We start from the raw sequence: 17,699 nt of genomic DNA, 5'->3' as shown, positions 1-17,699 counted from the left end.
GCCAGATGTTTCCATTCAGGGAGACGACGATGGAAGTGATCCAGCAGGCAGATATCATCCAGCAGGCCGACAGGGCTGCCTTCGGCGCCGGGCGCGCGGATCACGCCAACGCAATGATCGGCGAGGCTGGCCTGCGCATCGATCATGCCCGCAGGCGCGGGCGCGGCGCAGGCATCAACCCGACCGGCCGCTTCGAGCCGACGACACGGCATGATTTCGATGACGGCTGGACCACGCTTGAGGAACTGCCGCCGTTCAAGACCGATGTGCAGGTCGAGAAGCCGCGGACGATCATCACCCGCAACGATTCGCCCGACATCAATTTCGACCGCTCGATCAATCCCTATCGCGGGTGCGAGCATGGCTGCATCTATTGCTTTGCGCGCCCGACCCACAGCTATATGGGGCTTTCCGCCGGTCTTGATTTCGAATCGCGCCTGTTTGCAAAGCCGGATGCCGCGCGCCTTCTGGAGCGTGAGCTGGCCAAGCCCAACTATCAGCCGAAAACCATCGCCATCGGCACCAATACCGACCCCTATCAGCCGGTCGAGAAGAAATGGCGCATCATGCGCGAAATTCTCGAAGTGCTGGAGGCTGCCAACCACCCGGTCGGCATCGTGACCAAGTCCACCCTGGTCGTGCGTGACATCGATATTCTGGGCCGCATGGCCGAGAAGGGACTGGCCAAGGTCGCCCTGTCGGTCACGACGCTCGATGCCCATCTGTCGCGCACGATGGAACCGCGCGCCTCGACGCCGACGCTGCGGCTGCAAGCCATCCGCAAGCTGGCCGATGCGGGTATCCCCGCTTCCGTCATGATGGGACCGGTCATCCCCGGCATCAATGATCACGAGATCGAGCGGATACTGGACGCCGCCTATGCGCAGGGCGCGCGCGAGGCGGGCTATGTTCTGCTGCGCCTGCCGCTCGAAGTGGCGCCGCTGTTCAAGGACTGGCTGCTGCGCAATTATCCGGATCGCTATCGCCACGTCATGTCGCTGGTGCGCTCCATGCGTGACGGCAAGGATTACGATGCCGAATGGGGCAAGCGCATGCGCGGCACAGGCCCCTATGCATGGCAGATCGGGCGGCGTTTCGAAATCACCGCGCGCAAGCTGGGCTTCAATGCACGCCGCCTTCAGTTGCGCACCGATCTGTTCGAACCGGTCGAAAAAGGAGGCAAGCAGCTTTCATTGTTTTAAAGCCGTTCCGGTTAAAACGGAATCGCTGGAATGGAAACCTGTCCCCACCGCCCGGCCATGATGGCGCGCATCGCATCCGACGGGGCTGTTGCGATTGTTGATTGAATTGCCGTCTGACTTGTCCTCAGGCGGATGGGCTCCCTGCTTTCACGCCACCATCCTCGAGCAGGGGCCTTGCGGAGAATCGGAAGCAATGCGAGCATTGCCGCCACATGAAACGCTCGGCATCTGATTCTCCGCTTCTCTTTGATATACCGCTTGCACCAGACTTTTCCGAAGAGAAAAGACTGCTTTCACGCGGGCTGAAACATGTCGTCGGCATCGACGAAGCCGGACGCGGGCCGCTGGCCGGTCCCGTGGTCGCCGCCGCGGTCGTGCTCGATATCGATGACCTTCCCGATGGCCTGGACGATTCCAAGCGGCTGACGGCGGCAAAACGCGAGGCGCTTTACGAGCTTATCCTGGCAAAGGCCGTCACCGTTTCGGTTGCAAGCCTCAGCGCGCGCAGCATCGATGGGAGCGATATCAGAAAGGCCGCGCTGGAAGCCATGCGTCGCGCCGCCATCGGCCTGACCTTGCGGCCATGCCATGCGCTGATCGACGGGCGTGACGTTCCGCCGGGACTTCCCTGCCCCGGCTCGGCCCTTGTCAAAGGCGATCAGCGTTCCATTTCGATCGCCGCCGCCTCCATTATCGCCAAGGTAACACGCGACCGCATGATGATCCGCGCCGGTGCCGCCCACCCGCCTTACGGGCTGGAAATCCATGCGGGCTATGCAACCCGGAAACATCGCGACGCCATTGAAACCGCCGGTCCGGTTCCGGGCATCCACCGCTACACCTTCGCGCCCATCAAGGGCCGTTTCAGCGTTTAGAGCGCGTTTCACTCCGACCGGATTGAGGAACAGGACCGGCTCATTCGACGGAAAGGGTGTCACGCCATCCGTTTGGAGCAGCGGCTTCCGTTTTGCTTCCAGCACTGGAAATGCTCTGACAGACGCACGGACAGATTCCATTTTACACTGCGAGAGAGGCCACCATGCCCGACATCGTCAAGGCCATTCTCAACGGTCCCAAAGGCATTCTTCTCGGACGTCGCAGCCCGGATCGCCGCGCCTAACATTACAGTTGCAAATTCGTCAGGCCGTGGCGAAAAGAGTGATTTTCGAGTACCGGAGCGGAGCGTACTTGAAGGTACGTGAGCACCGGAACACAGACAAATCGCTCTTTGCAGCCCGGCATCACGAAGAATGCAACTGTAATGCTAGCCAAACCGCTGGAGTTTTCTGGGCGGCCATGTAGAAGCAGGAGAGAGCTTTGATTGCGCGCTTGAACGGGAAATCCACGAGGAACTCGGATTGACGCTCCGCGCGTTTTCGTTCCTCGCCACGATAGAGATCGCAAATACGGCAGCGTCATTCCACCTTTATACCGTCACCGCGTGGGACGGCCATCCGATCATTCGTGACCGGGAACACACGGAGCTGCGCTGGTTCACGCCGCAGGAGGCTTGCGCATTGGAAGACCTCGCCCTGGAGGATTATCGGCCATTTTTCCGCAAGCTCGCACAATGAAAACCCGCCTTCGCATAGGCCAGCATTGACATCAGGACGGCAACCCAAAACAAAAACGCCGCCCTTTCGAGGCGGCGTTTTTAAAAACTTATATGAGCCGAAATCAGTTCAGGTTCGACTTGACCTGCGACAGGGCGTCCTTGAACAGGTTGCCTGCAACCTTCGCGTCAACCTTGTCGGCAACGATCTTGCCGGCGGCGGCGACTGCGAGATCGACTGCCGAAGCACGAACCGCATTGATGGCATCGACTTCAGCCGTTGCGATCTTCTGTTCGGCAAGCTTGTTGCGGCGTGCAACATATTCTTCCGTCGCGCGCTTGGCATCTTCCAGAAGCGCCTTGGCCTCGCGCTCGGCGGAGGCAACGATGTCGCTTGCTTCCTTTTCGGCTTCCTTGCGCTTGCGGTGATACTCGGCCAGAAGCTGCTGGGCCTCCTCACGAAGCGTGCGGGCCTCTTCCAGTTCGTTCTTGATGCGGTCGGCGCGCTCGTCGAGCGAACGACCCACCATGCCCGGAACCTTCAGGTAAGCCAGGATTGCCAGGAAGATGATGAGGCCAATCAGTGCCCAGAATGTAGCGTCCATTGTCCTCTCCTCAGGCGTTCGAAGCCTTGACGGCTGCTGTGACCGCAGCCTTGTCGGCCTTGGTGCCCAGAAGCTGTTCGACGATCTCTGCCGTGGTTTCCTCGGCAATGTTGCCGACGTCGTTCATGGCCTTGGCCTTGATCGCGGCAATGCGCTCTTCGGCTTCCTTCAGCTTGCCTTCCAGCTTGGCTTCAGCCGCTGCGCGTTCCGCGTCGGCTTCGCCCTTGCCCTTTTCGCGCGCGGCTTCGGCGATCGAAGCGGCCTTGCTGCGGGCCTGGGCCAGTTCCTGCTCATAGGCAGCGATGGCATTGTCGGCATCCTGCTTGAGGCGGGCTGCCTGCTCGAGATCCTGAGCGATGCGGTCGCGGCGGGTTTCGATCACGCCGCCGATGCGCGGCAGGACCACGCGCGACATGAACAGATAGAAAAGCCCGAACGTGATCGCGAGCCACAGGAGCTGCGACGCATAATGGGTGGAATCGAACGGCGGGAACACGCCGCTGCCGTGTCCGGCATCGTGAGCGACCCCGGTTTCGGTGTGCACAGCATCGGCTGCGCCGTGCTCGCCAGCAGCAGGTGCCGGTTGCGATTCGGTGGCGGTTTGGGCAAACGCCGTGGACACGAACATCCAGATTTCCCCTTTAATCCAGCACGATCAGATCCCGATGGAGAAGGATCATGCCTTACTCAGACGTCATATGCAAAGGCCAGCCGCGCTGCATTTGAAGATACAGATCGCGGCCAGCCCGTTCCTTGCAACCGTGGATTAGACGGCGAAGAGGAGCAGAAGCGCGATGAGCAGCGAGAAGATGCCCAGAGCTTCCGTAACGGCGAAACCGAACACCAGACGGCCGAACTGGCTGTCGGCAGCGGACGGGTTGCGCAGAGCGCCGGAGAGGTATTGGCCGAAGATATTGCCGAGGCCGAGAGCCGTACCGGCCATACCGAAACAGGCGAGACCGGCGCCGATGTACTTTGCTGCTTCCGCTTCCATGTTAAGCTCCTTCTGGATTGAAATAAGCGCGGATTTCAGTTCTGGCGGTCGCCCGCCGGTTTGAACTCAGTGTCCCGGATGTACTGCGTCGTTGATGTACATGCAGGTGAGAACGGTAAACACGTAGGCTTGCAGGAAGGCTACGAGGAATTCGAGTGCGGTGATCGCGACCGTCATGATGAGCGGCAGAACAGCACCGCCGACGCCGATCGGCCCAAGGGCTGCCAGCGAAACGACGAAGCCCGCAAAGACTTTCAGCGTGATGTGGCCGGCCAGCATGTTGGCGAAAAGACGAACCGAAAGGCTGATCGGACGCGACAGGAACGAGATGATTTCAATGGCGACGACCAGCGGCACGATGATGCCCGGAACGCCGCTCGGCACGAAGAGCTTGAGGAAGCCCAGGCCGTGCTTGAAGAAACCGTAGATGATGACCGTGGCGATGACCAGAACGGCAAGCGCGAAGGTCACGATGATCTGGCTCGTCACCGTATAGAAATACGGGAAAAGACCGAGGAAGTTCGCAACCAGCACGAACATGAAGAGCGAGAAGACGAAGGGGAAGAACTTCATGCCCTTCGACCCTGCTGAATCTCTCAGGCTGGTGGCCACGAACTCGTAAGCCATTTCCGAAACCGACTGCAGACGGGTCGGGATGAGACCGCGGCCCGAAGAAGTCAGATAGAGGAAGCCCGAAGCAAGCACGACGGTCGCGACCATGAAGGCCGAAACATTCGTGAAAGAGAGGTCCACACCGCCTACGTCGATGGGAATCCACCGGGAAACCTGGAACTGATGGATCGGATCGTTCGCCACCTTAACCTCGTCTGTCTTCCCTGCCCGAAGGCAAATTGGCCTGCCCGAAGGCTATTTCGTCTGCCCAAAGGCAACTTCGCTTGCCCGAAGGCGTTTCAGTCTCGGGCGCAAGGCCCAGCTGTTCACTTACACTTGAACGAACTTTACCGTGAAGCCCGTCAAGCCCTATTTCTTGTCGTTCTTTTCCGCGCTAGATTTCATATCGCCATGTTCGGCAACATATCCAGCAGAACGAAGCACGTTGAGGACGCCGGCGCCGAAGCCCAAAAGGAGAAATACGATCAATCCCCAGGGCGACGTACCAGCGACACGATCGATGAACCAGCCAATCAGCGCACCGACCAGAACCCCCGCGATGAACTCGCTGGAAATCTTCATGGCCTGCGCGACCGAGCTTGCAGTCGCCGATCGCTCGTCCTCGGAAGCCGGCTGCTTGAGCACACCCTTCCTGGCCAGTTCGGCCTCCAGGCGGTTCAAACGCTGATCCAGCTCCCCGGAACCGGGTTCATTCCTCGCATCCTTGACGGCACCGGATGGCTTTTCGGGTTCGCTCCCGCGCGCCATTGGCAGCTCCTTTTTTCAAGAAATACGAGGATTTCAATCCCATTTCCAAGTTGCGCGCAACATATTGACACGCCGCCCGCTAGTCAAGGCGGTGCAGGCATTGCTCCAAAAGGTTTTTTATCGTGCAATGTCAATTACTTAGATATTGGTGCGACTCATTTTCCGACCAAAGGACCAGATTGGCCACATAATTGGCTAAAAAAACGGAATCGATTTTTGACGGTCGCGCCATATCCGGATCAAGCCGATGCCCGATCTTATGCGCCGGTTCGACTTTTTAGTCCGCTAACAATAATGTGACCTGAAAGCGGGCTTATCTTGAAAGCCCGCCGGATGGGATGTGGTCAGCTCCACCCGCCGCCATAGGTGCGGTAGAAAATGTGGAGGCCGATTTTCGTCACCTTCTTCATGGTCGGGGCCCAGAACGGGCGCACATAGGTGGCGTGATAATGGGTGGCGGAGCCGACTTCCGGCAGCCAGATCTGACCGGCGGATACGGTCTTCGCCACCTGCTGCGCCAGGCGCCATTGCGGCATTTCGGTCACGCGGTGCCTCTGGCCGTCGCAGGCAAAGGAAAACTGGCAGGCATTGAGCCAGTCGCGGTTCTGGTAGACCACGCCGCAGATCGATCCCGGATAGGCGGGGTTGCGCACGCGGTTGAGGACGACCTGGGCGACGGCAACCTGCCCCTTCACGCTTTCGCCGCGCGCTTCATAATAGACGGCCTCGGCAAGGCATTTCTGCTCGCTCTTGCTGAAGGCGGAAGGCGGCAGGGGCGTTGCGGCCCATTCATGATCCTGCTCGCTGATCGGCGGCACGAAACGGCCTTCGTCCGGCCGGGGCCGCAAGATGCTCTCGAAAGGCGAGGTCTTGCCATAGTCCGGCGTCGCAGGCGCATAACCAAGGGCCAGCGCGTCCGGCTGGTCATTGGTAATAAGCTTGGCAAGCTGGGTCGGCATTTCGGAACGCGGCTTGGGCGGCTTGACCGCATGGAACGCCATGGTGATGGCGACTTCCTTGCCTTCGAGCTTGCTGGAAAAGGCCATCTTCGCGTCCGTCTTTTCGGGCGGACGCGTAATCATGCTGATCTTGTCGAACATGCTGCCGGCAGTGAAAGCCTTGGCGGGGGCCTTGGGCTTGACCGAGACGAGACGGCCGGTCTTGTCGGCGCGATTGATGCGGTTTTCATCCGGGTTCGGATCGTCGGGACCGAGCTTGGCCGTCTTGTGCCCACCGGAAAGCGCAACCCGGCCGATGCCCGGCACTTCGATACCGTTGGTGGCGATGCTGCCCGTGACGGTGGTGGCATCCACGAACGGCATTTCCGCCTGATGGACGGAGCCGACCGGCGCCTTGGCGATAAAGGCAGTCCAGCGAGGCCCGCCCAGATCGGCGGACGGCACCAGGCTTGCCATGTCCTGAAAGGCAATCGCATTGGAATTGAAGAGATAGGTCATGGCCGCCAGAGCCAGCGGCACCATGCGGTGCGGTTTATGAACTGTCTGACGCGGCCTTGCCCGCACGCCATAGTAACGGCCATCCTCCGGGCAATAGCCCGTGGCGGGATAATGCCACACCGGCTCGGCAAGGGCCTTCCTTCGACCAAACAGCGCTCGTAAAGATACAAGACGCACCGCACACTCCACTCACACTGACTGAACCATGCCGGTGATAACGGAGTATTAACCTTGTCCTGTGGGTTGGGGACACGCTTGCAGCTCTGGCGAATACAGTCATTATCAGCAGCGCGTTAACCATGAACGAATATGGTTAATGCGGAGTTTAAGCGAAATCTGCTTCACGAATACCTGATAACCGCGAAGAAGGAGGTGCACGATGGATAAGGTCACGGGCGGATGCCTGTGCGGCAATGTACGCTTCGAAGCGGCGGGACAGCCGTACCGGGTCGGCCTCTGCCATTGCCTCGACTGTCGCAAGCATCATGGCGCGCTGTTTCATGCCTCGGCGATATTTCCAGAGACTGCGGTGACGGTCGAGGGAGAAACCGGCGTCTATGCGGGACGGCATTTTTGCCCGCGCTGCGGGTCGTCCGTTTTCGGCCACAGCGGCGATGAGATCGAAATCAATCTCGGCTCGCTCGATGCGCCGGATCAGTTCAAGCCAAGCTATGAACTCTGGACCATCCGCCGCGAAAGCTGGCTGCCGCCTTTCCCGGACATGCATGGCTATGTGCGCGACCGCGATGCATCGAGCCGCTTTGAGGATTAGGGTCAGGACCTCTTTTCTTTCATGACAGCCGTTCTATTTGCGATAATCATATTGTTCTTCAAAGCTTCGGGGAGGGAACCTATGCGGGGATTGAAGATCGGAATTATCACAATGGTTTTCAGTTCTTTTGCGGCTATTGCCGCAGCGCAGGCCGATGACTGCCAGAACGCCAGTTCGCAGGCCGCGCTCAATGAATGTTACGGCAAGGCCTACAAGAAATCGGATACCGAGCTGAACAAGGTCTTCAAGACCTTGCAGCACCGCACCGACGATGCGGAACTGAAGAAAAAACTGACCCAATCCCAGCGGGCATGGATCGCCTTCCGCGATGCCGAATGCGACATGCAGACCTTCGGCGGCGGCAGCATCTCGGGCATGGCCTATTCGATCTGCCTGTCCGAGCTCACGACACAGCGCATCGACGATCTCAAGAAATACCTCAAATGCGACGAAGGCGACAGCAACTGCCCCTTCCCCGCCGCAGGCAACTGATCAGTTCCGCCCCTCATAGGCGGCATCAAAGAATGCCTTTTCCAGCTCGACCGCGCGCTGGAAAAAGCGCTGGCATTGTTCCACAGCCAAGGGGCCGACCCGGTCAAGTTCCGAACGCAGAAAGCTGACGAATTCCACGAAATATGGATTGTCATGCAGCACGATCCATTCCGCGAAAGTGAAATCGTCAGGCAGAGGTTTTGGTGCTTTTTGCGCCCAATCAAGATAAAGCCATTCGGCCACCGTCAAGACCGACAGGCAGGCCGCATAGGAGCCGGATTGCGCGGCCTCCAGCATCAGTTGCTTGAATGCGGCGGTGGGCGCTGCATCGGGCGTGTCAAAACGCTCGGCGTCCGTAACTTGGAGTTTTGCGAAAGCCCGTTCGAAATAGGAATTCTCGTCGCTGCTGATCATGCCTATGAAACGGCCCAGTGTCAGCTTGGCTTCCATCCTGTCGCAGTTGACGAGCGTTCCACCCAGAAGCGACAGAAAGCAGTCGATAAAGCGATGGTCCTGCACCAGATAGCGCGTCATGACAGCAGGCGCGACCGAGCCTGCAAAGATTTCGCCAACAAGGCGATGGCCAACGGCTTGCGACCAGAATGGCTCGGCGCTTTGCCGCAGGCGTTCCGAAAAGGCTTCGACAGTGCTGCCTGACACGATGATCTCCATTTCCTGAGGGCGTGGTTCGACTTGGCCAATACTTACAGTTTTACTGCCCAGCGGTCGATATCGCCGCTCTGGCCGATAAGCGCCAGACCATTGGCGATGGAATCGAACTGGTTGGAGCTTGTCACCACCGCATCGGGGAAGCGGCTTTCGAACACGGTGCGGATGACCGGCACGAAAGACGTGCCGCCGGTAAGGAACACACGGTCGATCGCAGATGTTTCGAGCGCGGCCTTTTCCACCGCCTGGCGAACCGACTGTTCGATCTGGCGCACATCGCCATCGATCCAGTTTTCGAAATCATTGCGGGTGATGTCGGAGCGGATTTCAAAATCATCCGCCTTGAAATGCAGTTCGGCGATGCGCTGCGAGGAAAGCCGCACTTTCAGCTCCGATACGGCGCGATAAATCTCATAGCCGTAATCGTTCTCGATAAGGTGGATGAAGGATTCGAGCGGCTTCGGATCGACGGCCTGTCGCGCCAGCTCGTCCAATTCGCGAATGGTGGCGGGCGAGTTCATCAGGAACAGCGTGTTCCAGCGCGCGAAATTCGCATAATAATGGTTCGGTATGGTCAGCCGCTTGCCGAAGGACTGGTATTGCGTGCCCTTGCCCAGAAGCGGCGAGACGGCATTGTCGATGATGCGATAATCGAACGTGTCGCCCGCAATGCCAAGCCCGGTCTGGCTGAGCGGCGTGAAGCGCAGGCCATCCTTTCCCACCTCAAAGCGCACAATGGAAAAGTCGCTCGTGCCGCCGCCAAAATCGGCCACCAGAACGTTCGAATCCGCTGTCAATTGCTGCGCATAGAAATAAGCCGCCGCGACCGGCTCATAGACATAATGAATATCGGTGAAGCCAAAGGCGCGGAACGCCTTTTCATAGCGCTGCATGGCCAGCGCCTCATCGGGCGAGCCGCCTGCGAAGATGACCGGCCTGCCGATGACCACGCGGTTGCCCTTCGGCGGCAGGCGGTCGCCCAACCGCGCCGCGATCGTTTCGAGAAAAGTCTGGAGAATATCCTCGAACTTGAAACGCTTGCCGAAAACCGGCGTGTCCTTGAAGGATTTCGAGGCCGCAAACGTCTTGAAGGATTGCAGCATACGGGTGGAATGCGGTGCGTTGACGAAAGCATCCATGGCCCAGGGCCCGCTTTCCGCCGTGCGCTCGCCGGTCTCGCGATCCTGCCAGAAACAGAGGATCGAGCGATAACCGGTAATCTCCACGCCATCCTTCGGAACACTGAGAACAGCCGTGGTTCCATCAGGTGCCGCCACGGACAGAACGGTGTTCGTCGTGCCGAAGTCGATGCCCAATGTCGCGCCGTCAAAACGGCTTGGGTCAGCCCCCTGATCAGAAGGTGTCATGGTTCTGCCTTTCCGGGAGAAATTTGGGGAGCGGGCGGATTAGCAGACCAAGACACGAGACTCAAGGTAGCCTTTGTGCCAAAGGCTGCTCGACATTGAAAAGACCTCTTAAGAGTGCTATTTAAAGGGCCAAAACAGATCGGAGAAAATCGATATGGCACATATTGTGCTGGCCGAAATGACAGCCAGCGTTTCGGAACTGAAAAGAAACCCGATGGGAACAGTGGCAGCCGGGGAAGGTGCGCCCGTCGCGATCCTCAACCGCAATGAACCGGCCTTTTACTGTGTCCCGGCGCGCGCCTACGAAGCCATGATGGAACGTCTGGACGATGCCGAACTGAATGCCCTCGCCGATGCAAGGCGCAATGATCCCGTCGTGAAAGTCACGCTGGATGATCTATGAACTCGGTTTCGTAGAAGCAGCACTCAAGGAATGGCGCAAACTCGACAGCAATACGCGGGAACTATTCAAGAAGAAACTCGCCGAGCGCTGCGCGAACCCGCACGTCCCCTCCGCAAAACTTTCGGGTGCGAAAGGTCGTTATAAAATCAAGTTGCGGAGTGTCGGCTACAGGCTCGTTTACGAAGTCCGCGACGAACAACTTATCATCATTGTCATTGCAGTCGGGAAGCGTGATCGCGGCGCGGTTTATAAAGAAGCCACAAAACGCGATGCATGATGATGCAGATGACAAAAAGCCCGGAGCGTTCCGGGCATTTTGTCACTTCTTCTTTTTGGCGCGGCCTGCGAACGGATTGTCCGAAGTGCGCAAGGAAAGCCTGATCGGCACACCCGGCATATCGAAAGTCTCGCGCAGGCCGTTGATGAGATAGCGCACATAGGATTGCGGCATGGCGTCCGGGCGCGAGCAGGAGACGACGAAGCCCGGCGGACGGGTCTTTACCTGCGTCATATATTTCACCTTCAGGCGACGGCCAGAGACCGCCGGCGGCGGCTGGTGCGCGATCACGCCAGCCAGCCAGCGATTGAGACGCCCGGTCGAAACGCGGCGGTTCCAGATTTCGTGGGTCTTGACGACATTCTCCATGAGCTTGTCGATACCCTGCCCGCGCTCGCCGGAAATCGGCACGGCGCGAAGTCCGCGCACCTGCGGCAGCAGGCGGGCCGTCTTCTCGTAAAGATCGGCCAGAACCATCTGGCGATCCTCGATCAGATCCCATTTGTTGAAGGCGATGATCGGCGCGCGGCCTTCCCGGATGATGAGATCGGCAATCTGCAAATCCTGCTTTTCAAACGGGATCGTCGCATCGAGCACGATGATGACGACTTCCGCAAAACGGATCGCACGCAGGCCGTCGGCAACGGAAAGCTTTTCGAGCTTTTCCCGCACGCGCGCCTTGCGGCGCATGCCTGCGGTGTCGAACAGCTTGATCTTGCGGCCACGCCATTCCCAATCCACCGAAATCGAGTCCCGCGTGATGCCCGCTTCCGGCCCGGTCAGCAGACGGTCTTCACCCAGCATCGTGTTGATGAGCGTCGACTTGCCAGCATTCGGCCGCCCGACAATGGCAATCCGCAGTGGCTTGGTGGCATCATAGGCCGGGATTTCTTCTTCATCCGGGTCTTCGATGTCGTCGCCGATCAGTTCGCCCACGGCCTTCGGCGTGAAAACCTCGTCTGCGGCTTCCTCTTCCTTCTCGTCGGCGAAGACACGCTCTTCGCCCAGAAGTTCGACAATGGCGTCGCGCAGGTCGGGCATGCCCTGGCCATGTTCGGCGGAGATCGGGCACGGTTCGCCAAGACCAAGCTGGAAGGCGTCATACATGCCGGATTGCGCGCCGCGCGCTTCCGCCTTGTTGGCCACCAGCACGACCGGCTTGCCGGAACGGCGCACCACTTCGGCAAAGGTGCTGTCGGTCGGCGTCAGGCCGCTCTTGGCATCGATGACGAACAGGATGACATCGGCTTCCTGAATGGCGGCCTCGGTCTGGGCGCGCATGCGCGCTTCCAGGCTGTCATTGGCCGCTTCTTCAAGACCTGCCGTGTCGATGACCTGAAACTTCAGATCGTAGAGCTTGGCATCGTGGATGCGCCGGTCGCGCGTGACGCCCGGCAGGTCATCGACCAGCGCCAGCTTGCGGCCGACAAGGCGATTGAACAGCGTGGACTTGCCGACATTGGGACGCCCGACGATGGCGACTGTGAAACCCATGGGAGAAGATGACTCCAGAAATTATGATTACGTATTCTGCGCGTCGGGCACCTTGACGCCTGCGCTGCGCATCAGATCGAGCATCGTATTGGCGCGCTGGCGGATATTGGCCGGGGCAAGACTGTCATTGGCGATCTGCTGGAACAGCTTGACCGCATCATCGAAACGCTCTGCCTTCCAGGCCGCCAGACCCAACGCTTCCCGCGCGCTGGAACGCATCGGATTGCCGTCGGCGGACAGCGTTTCGACACGCTTGGCGACATCGTCATAGGAACCGCTGTCGACCAGCAGATAACCGGCGCGCAGGCGTGCCACATCCCGAAGCGGCGCAGGCACGGCATTATCGGCGGCAATAGCGTCGAAAGCCTTCACGGCGCCGGCGGCATCGCCCTTGTCCGCGATGACCGATGCGGCGCGCAGACGCGCCAGCACCGGATAGGAGCCGTAGCCGGTCTTTTCCAAATCGTCGAGCGCGGCCAGCGCTTCGTCGTTCTTGCCCGCGGAGGCGAGGTCCAGCGCGGCCAGAAACTTGTCGCCGAAAGCGGAAGCCTTGCTGTCGACCCAGTGCTGATAACCGACCCAGCCGGCCGTGCCCAGAACAATGGCCACAGCGCCGCCGATCAGCAGCGGACCGAAGTTCTGCCAGACCTGCTTTGCCCGTTCCGAACGGATTTCCTCGTTTACCTCGCGAATGAAACTGTCGTCTGCCATGGACCTGCCGCTAAAGCCAGATTGATGTTCGTATTTGTTCGTTCTGGCGCTTTTAGTCGCATTTCGCGCCATATGTAAGACCCGTCGGCGAAATAAGCCGAAACACGTGTTACAAAGTGCATTTCGGTCCGACAATAGCCTTATTCAAGAACTAGTGGAACCGTTCCTCCCCCGTTTCGTTTCGTGATTCATGCGCTTTCTGTCCCCCCGCCCTTTTCTTCTGTCCGCCCTGGTTCTGGCCACCTGCGCTGCACAGGCAGAACCAATGTCCGCAAAGCCGCAATATGTGCTGATTTCCTTCGATGGCGCCCATGACAATGCGCTGTGGACCCGCTCGCGCGCGCTGGCAAGCAAGAACAACGCCCATTTCACCTATTTTCTGTCCTGCGTCTTCCTGATGACGAAGCAGGACCGGCGCGATTACAAACCGCCCCACAAGCGGGCAGGATCGTCCAATGTCGGCTTTGCGCTGAGCCGCGACGAAGTCGCCGCCCGCCTTGGCAATATCTGGCAGGCGCATCTGGAAGGCAACGAGATCGCCAGCCATGGCTGCGGCCATTTTGACGGCACCGACTGGTCGACCGCCGACTGGAACCAGGAGATCGGGGAATTCCGCCGCATTACCGCTGATGCCTATAAGAACAATGGCATCGATGGAGAACCGGAAGGCTGGCGCGATCTGGCGCTGAGGGGCATTGACGGCTTCCGTGCGCCCTATCTCGCCGCATCGAAGCCGGTGCAGGACGCGCTCAAGGCCAACGGTTTCCGCTATCAGGCATCGTCCGTCACGCGCGGCCCGGAAGAGCCGGCCTTTTCCGGTCCGTTTGCCTCATTCGGCCTGCCGCTTGTTCCGGAAGGCCCGTCGCAGCGCCCCATCGTGGCGATGGACTATAATCTCTATGTCCGCCACTCGAAGGGCAAGGAAGCGCCCCAGCAAGCGGCCGCTTTCGAGGAGCGGGCCTACAAGGCTTTTCGGGCGGCGTTCGACAGGCAATATGCGGGCGAGCGCATTCCGCTTCAATTGGGGTTCCATTTCGTGCTGATGAATGACGGCGCCTATTGGCGCGCCATGGAACGGCTGGTGTCGGAAGTCTGCACCAAGCCGGACGTCAAATGCACCACCTATAGCGATTATCTGGACAGCCTCGGCAAGGAGGCCATCCATACAGGCCAGAACAGGTCCTGAACCTCTCCCTATATTGACGGCGTTGTTTCCAGATTTGCCTGCTCCAGCGAAGGCAGCGGCTCGTTGTGAATGACCGCCTCGAAAGCCCTCAGACGTTTGTAGATCGACAGCAATTCGATGATCGTCGTCCATGAATTGACGAGATACTGGAACGATCCGCGCACCTGATCGAATACGTTGGAAATCTGGCTCATGAGGCCCAGCGTCAGTTTACCCGCGACAATAGACGGGATCAGGATGACGAGCGGAAAGATATTGTCCGCCTGGAGATAGAAAATGCGGGCCACATTGAAATAGACATAATGGAAATAGAGCCGGAAATAGTTGCGCCGGACATTGCCGAACAATTCGCGCATGGTAAGAGGCGCGGCGCGGTCGGCATGGTCCTCACCATAAACCAGTTCCTTGCGATAGGCGGCCTCCACCCGCTGGTTGTTGAATTCCAGTCCCGGCAGCTTGATGCCCACCAGCGCCAGAAAGCCGGTGCCGAACAGCGCCCAGAGAACCGCCGCCCAGACGAGCGCATGCGGAACAAGGCCGATGATCGGCAATTCGTTGACCTTTTCGGAAAAAGTGAACAGCACCGGCAAAAAGGCGATCAGGGTCATCACGGATTTGACGAGGCTGACGCCGAGCTGTTCCAGCGTTGTGGAAAAGCGCATCGTGTCTTCCTGCACGCGCTGCGCGGCGCCCTCAATATGGCGCAATTTGGGCCAGTGGCTCATGTAATAGTCGTTCATCGCCGTGCGCCAGCGGAAGATGTAATGGCTGACGAAGAAAAGGCTCAGCACGCCGACGGTGATGGCAAGAAAGGCGATGCCCGCAAAATCGACCAGCCCCCAATAGAAATCAGCCGCGGAAACCGCTCCGGGCGTGGTCAGCCCTTTTTGAACCAGATCGTAGAACGGGCCATACCAGGCATTGACCGCCACGCTGACCTGCACGCCGAAATAGGTGGTGAACAGGATCAGGGCCGATCCCAGGATCGACCAGCGCTGCCAGGGGTGCGGTGAAAACAATGCCCAGCACAGGTAGAAGGCGAATGTCGCCACCACGAAATAGATATAGAACCACAGAAACGGCGTCGACCAGAACAGGCTTGCACCGATAACCGGCGCGGTACCGGGCGCCAGAGGCGGCAGGCCGAACCATGCGCCAAGCGCCTCCCCTCCATTGTACCAGCCAAGTATTGCCAGCAGGCTCCAGACCAAAGCTGACCAGAAGAATAATTTGGGGCGGGGGAAAAATGACACAAACACTGAGTTTCAATCCGGCTTGGTGGGGATTCTTGTTATAAAACGCCGGAATTTATGTTTTTGCCAGTTAAATTCCCGTAAGTTTTGGGACCTATAATCTGTCAGGGCTTTTTGCGGCGCGTCCTGCCGCGATGCCGAGCACCGCGACAACCACCAGCGAAAGCGCTGCGGCCAGGCTGGCCGAGGTGAACGAACCCGACCGTTGCGCCATGAAGCCCGCGGCCAGCGGGCCGACGATCTGGCCGATACTGAAGCAGACCGTCATCCGCGCCAGAGCGCGTTTGGGAGAAGCCGGTGCAAGCATGCGGGCGATCTGCAATCCGAATGCGGTCAACGCCATGAAGGTGAGGCCCAGAAGCGCGCCGCCCACCAGGGGGCCGAGCGGCGGCGCCAGCACGACGCTTGCCGCAACGCCGACGGCTTCGAGTATGGCCGTCAGGGCAAAGGCGTTGAAAAGACCGCATTTCTTCGCAGCCGGGGCCCAAAGCCAGATCGAGGGCGCGGCGGTCAGGCCCGTCACCACCCACACAGCCGCTTCCATCAGCGGACCGCCATCGGTCGCGCGCACGATTGCGATGAGGAACGTGGCGGTGATCACATAGCCAAAGCCGAAAATGCCATAGGCCAGCGCCAGCGCGTTGAAGGCGGCGCTTTTGGGAAGCGGCGGCTCACGCATGCCGCCATTGCCGCCGACCGGCCCCTCCCGGACAAAAGCCGCAACCAGAACAGCCATCACGATGGTCAGAACGGCAGCACCAATCCAGTCGGCCCGCCAGCCCTGCCCGGCAAAACGGATCAGCGCCACCAGGACGGCGGAAAGCGCAATGCCGCTGCCCACACCGCCGAAATGCAGCGCGCCAAGCCCTGCCTTGTCCGCCGCCGTGACATTGCTTACATGGCTCAAATGGCTGAGCACGATTGCCGTGCAGAGAATCATCGTCACCGCGCTGGTGAAACCGGCAGCAAAACGAATGATCGAGAACAGCCAGACCCCATCAAAAAGCGCCATGGCGGCGCATAGCAATGCGCTGATTATCAGGCCCGCAATGACGCCTGCCCGCTCGATACCCGCAGACCATCCATAGCCGGCGACGATCGCCCCCAGCAGATAGCCGATGTAGTTCGCCGAGGCGATGAAGCCCGCATCGGCAGCGGTGAAGCCGATATCGGCCATCATGCCCGGCAGGATCGGCGTGTAGATGAAACGCCCGATCCCCATGGCGGCAGCCATGGCGAGGAACCCGCCGAAAGCATAACGGACGGCAGTGCGATGGTGTGAACGGGGGATGCGCTCAAGGGAGGTCTCGGTCATGGGCGGGAAAATAAACCTCCGCCATCCGGGGACAATTGAATTTTTCTGATCGGACCGATCACGCGGATTGAGGCTGAACATCGTTCCCCCTCAAGACCCAAACAACAGGGTTGCATTTGAACTCCGACAAAGCAGGCCTACAATAGATTGACGACACTTTCTTGATGGAGGATCGGGATGAATAGATCGGGATTATCCGTTTGTCTGTTGACCGCCGTTACGATTACTGCCGCAGGGGCCGCTCAGGCGCAGGAGCTGAAAACGATGAACGATGTCGGCAGCGCGCTGAACGCCTGCTGGTCCCCGCCTTCGGACAGCAGGAATTCCGCCGTTACCCTCAGTTTCAGCTTCAGGCGAGACGGAAGCCTGATAGGACCGCCGCGTGCCAGCGCGATCAACGTCGAGGGTGATGACAAGGCCAAAAAGGCATTTGTGAAGGCTGCAATCGAAGCGGTCGAAAAATGCACGCCGCTGAAACTTGCCCCCTCGCTGGCGGAGGGCATCGCCGGCAATGTCTTCACCATGCAGTTTCATTCATCTGACTGATCGAAGCGGCTTCCGCCAAATATC

Annotated in this window: 21 protein-coding genes; 9 read left to right on the top strand and 12 right to left on the bottom strand. The window is 59.3% G+C overall.

The features are described from left to right. The first annotated feature begins 29 nt into the window (after positions 1-29). The 3 genes from AVM02_RS08310 (at position 30) to AVM02_RS08300 (ending at position 2,776) form a co-directional block, all read left to right on the top strand. Entirely contained in the window at positions 30-1,202 is a 1,173-nt protein-coding gene (locus AVM02_RS08310; protein WP_411506497.1) for a PA0069 family radical SAM protein, read from the top strand. Positions 1,203-1,414: 212 nt separating this feature from the next. Further along, positions 1,415-2,077: a ribonuclease HII gene (locus AVM02_RS08305; protein ID WP_411506496.1), complete on the top strand. Its 663-nt coding sequence runs from the start codon at positions 1,415-1,417 to the stop codon at positions 2,075-2,077. Between the two features lie 411 nt (positions 2,078-2,488). Then, the gene (locus AVM02_RS08300; protein ID WP_411506538.1) at positions 2,489-2,776 is read left to right on the top strand and encodes an NUDIX domain-containing protein; all 288 of its coding nucleotides are present in this window, start codon (positions 2,489-2,491) and stop codon (positions 2,774-2,776) included. 103 nt (positions 2,777-2,879) lie between these two features. Here AVM02_RS08300 and AVM02_RS08295 read toward each other — a convergent pair whose 3' ends face one another. From AVM02_RS08295 to AVM02_RS08270, 6 genes are all read right to left on the bottom strand, one after another. Next, positions 2,880-3,359: a F0F1 ATP synthase subunit B gene (locus AVM02_RS08295; RefSeq protein WP_411506495.1), complete on the bottom strand. Its 480-nt coding sequence runs from the start codon at positions 3,357-3,359 to the stop codon at positions 2,880-2,882. A gap of 10 nt (positions 3,360-3,369) precedes the next feature. Next, positions 3,370-3,987: a F0F1 ATP synthase subunit B gene (locus AVM02_RS08290; protein WP_411506494.1), complete on the bottom strand. Its 618-nt coding sequence runs from the start codon at positions 3,985-3,987 to the stop codon at positions 3,370-3,372. A 138-nt stretch (positions 3,988-4,125) separates the two neighbouring features. Next, positions 4,126-4,353: a F0F1 ATP synthase subunit C gene (locus AVM02_RS08285; RefSeq protein WP_002963544.1), complete on the bottom strand. Its 228-nt coding sequence runs from the start codon at positions 4,351-4,353 to the stop codon at positions 4,126-4,128. A gap of 66 nt (positions 4,354-4,419) precedes the next feature. Next, on the bottom strand, positions 4,420-5,169 hold the full coding sequence (locus tag AVM02_RS08280; RefSeq protein WP_411506493.1) for a F0F1 ATP synthase subunit A: 750 nt from the start codon (positions 5,167-5,169) through the stop codon (positions 4,420-4,422). 165 nt (positions 5,170-5,334) lie between these two features. After that, positions 5,335-5,733 carry an AtpZ/AtpI family protein gene (locus AVM02_RS08275; protein WP_411506492.1) on the bottom strand — a complete coding sequence of 133 codons (399 nt, stop codon included), beginning with the start codon at positions 5,731-5,733 and terminating at the stop codon, positions 5,335-5,337. Between the two features lie 344 nt (positions 5,734-6,077). Then, positions 6,078-7,367 carry a cell wall hydrolase gene (locus tag AVM02_RS08270; protein WP_411506491.1) on the bottom strand — a complete coding sequence of 430 codons (1,290 nt, stop codon included), beginning with the start codon at positions 7,365-7,367 and terminating at the stop codon, positions 6,078-6,080. A 202-nt stretch (positions 7,368-7,569) separates the two neighbouring features. Here AVM02_RS08270 and AVM02_RS08265 point away from each other — a divergent pair, with 202 nt between their 5' ends. Continuing rightward, positions 7,570-7,962 carry a GFA family protein gene (locus AVM02_RS08265; RefSeq protein ID WP_411506490.1) on the top strand — a complete coding sequence of 131 codons (393 nt, stop codon included), beginning with the start codon at positions 7,570-7,572 and terminating at the stop codon, positions 7,960-7,962. 111 nt (positions 7,963-8,073) lie between these two features. Continuing rightward, the gene (locus AVM02_RS08260) at positions 8,074-8,454 is read left to right on the top strand and encodes a lysozyme inhibitor LprI family protein (RefSeq protein WP_411506489.1); all 381 of its coding nucleotides are present in this window, start codon (positions 8,074-8,076) and stop codon (positions 8,452-8,454) included. Here the strand turns inward: AVM02_RS08260 and AVM02_RS08255 are convergent, their stop codons facing one another. Beyond that, on the bottom strand, positions 8,455-9,126 hold the full coding sequence (locus tag AVM02_RS08255) for a TenA family protein (RefSeq protein WP_411506488.1): 672 nt from the start codon (positions 9,124-9,126) through the stop codon (positions 8,455-8,457). Positions 9,127-9,158: 32 nt separating this feature from the next. Continuing rightward, complete coding sequence (locus AVM02_RS08250; protein ID WP_411506487.1) at positions 9,159-10,490, bottom strand: Hsp70 family protein; 1,332 nt, start codon at positions 10,488-10,490, stop codon at positions 9,159-9,161. 154 nt (positions 10,491-10,644) lie between these two features. Between AVM02_RS08250 and AVM02_RS08245 the strand changes: the two genes are divergently transcribed. Then, positions 10,645-10,893, top strand: a complete 249-nt coding sequence (locus tag AVM02_RS08245) for a type II toxin-antitoxin system Phd/YefM family antitoxin (protein WP_411506486.1) — start codon at positions 10,645-10,647, stop codon at positions 10,891-10,893. Beyond that, on the top strand, positions 10,883-11,170 hold the full coding sequence (locus AVM02_RS08240; protein WP_411506485.1) for a type II toxin-antitoxin system RelE family toxin: 288 nt from the start codon (positions 10,883-10,885) through the stop codon (positions 11,168-11,170). Before AVM02_RS08245 ends, AVM02_RS08240 begins: the two co-directional genes overlap by 11 nt. Positions 11,171-11,212: 42 nt before the next feature. Here the strand turns inward: AVM02_RS08240 and der are convergent, their stop codons facing one another. Both der and AVM02_RS08230 read right to left on the bottom strand, forming a co-directional pair. Further along, positions 11,213-12,664, bottom strand: coding sequence for a ribosome biogenesis GTPase Der (der, locus tag AVM02_RS08235; protein ID WP_411506484.1), 1,452 nt, complete (start codon positions 12,662-12,664; stop codon positions 11,213-11,215). Between the two features lie 27 nt (positions 12,665-12,691). Beyond that, the gene (locus AVM02_RS08230) at positions 12,692-13,375 is read right to left on the bottom strand and encodes a tetratricopeptide repeat protein (RefSeq protein ID WP_411506483.1); all 684 of its coding nucleotides are present in this window, start codon (positions 13,373-13,375) and stop codon (positions 12,692-12,694) included. Positions 13,376-13,565: 190 nt separating this feature from the next. On the opposite strand from AVM02_RS08230, the gene AVM02_RS08225 reads away from it, so the two are divergent. Next, positions 13,566-14,561, top strand: coding sequence for a polysaccharide deacetylase family protein (locus AVM02_RS08225; RefSeq protein ID WP_411506482.1), 996 nt, complete (start codon positions 13,566-13,568; stop codon positions 14,559-14,561). An 8-nt stretch (positions 14,562-14,569) separates the two neighbouring features. On the opposite strand, the gene sbmA is transcribed toward AVM02_RS08225, so the two are convergent. Then, positions 14,570-15,820, bottom strand: a complete 1,251-nt coding sequence (sbmA, locus tag AVM02_RS08220) for a peptide antibiotic transporter SbmA (protein ID WP_411506481.1) — start codon at positions 15,818-15,820, stop codon at positions 14,570-14,572. A gap of 88 nt (positions 15,821-15,908) precedes the next feature. Further along, positions 15,909-17,129 carry a YbfB/YjiJ family MFS transporter gene (locus tag AVM02_RS08215; protein WP_411506480.1) on the bottom strand — a complete coding sequence of 407 codons (1,221 nt, stop codon included), beginning with the start codon at positions 17,127-17,129 and terminating at the stop codon, positions 15,909-15,911. Positions 17,130-17,306: 177 nt separating this feature from the next. Here AVM02_RS08215 and AVM02_RS08210 point away from each other — a divergent pair, with 177 nt between their 5' ends. Beyond that, on the top strand, positions 17,307-17,675 hold the full coding sequence (locus tag AVM02_RS08210) for a hypothetical protein (RefSeq protein ID WP_411506479.1): 369 nt from the start codon (positions 17,307-17,309) through the stop codon (positions 17,673-17,675). Positions 17,676-17,699 lie beyond the last annotated feature (24 nt).

The sequence above is a fragment of the Brucella anthropi genome (assembly GCF_046630315.1).
Taxonomy (GTDB): domain Bacteria; phylum Pseudomonadota; class Alphaproteobacteria; order Rhizobiales; family Rhizobiaceae; genus Brucella; species Brucella anthropi_A.
This window is presented reverse-complemented; position numbering and strand designations above follow the sequence as displayed.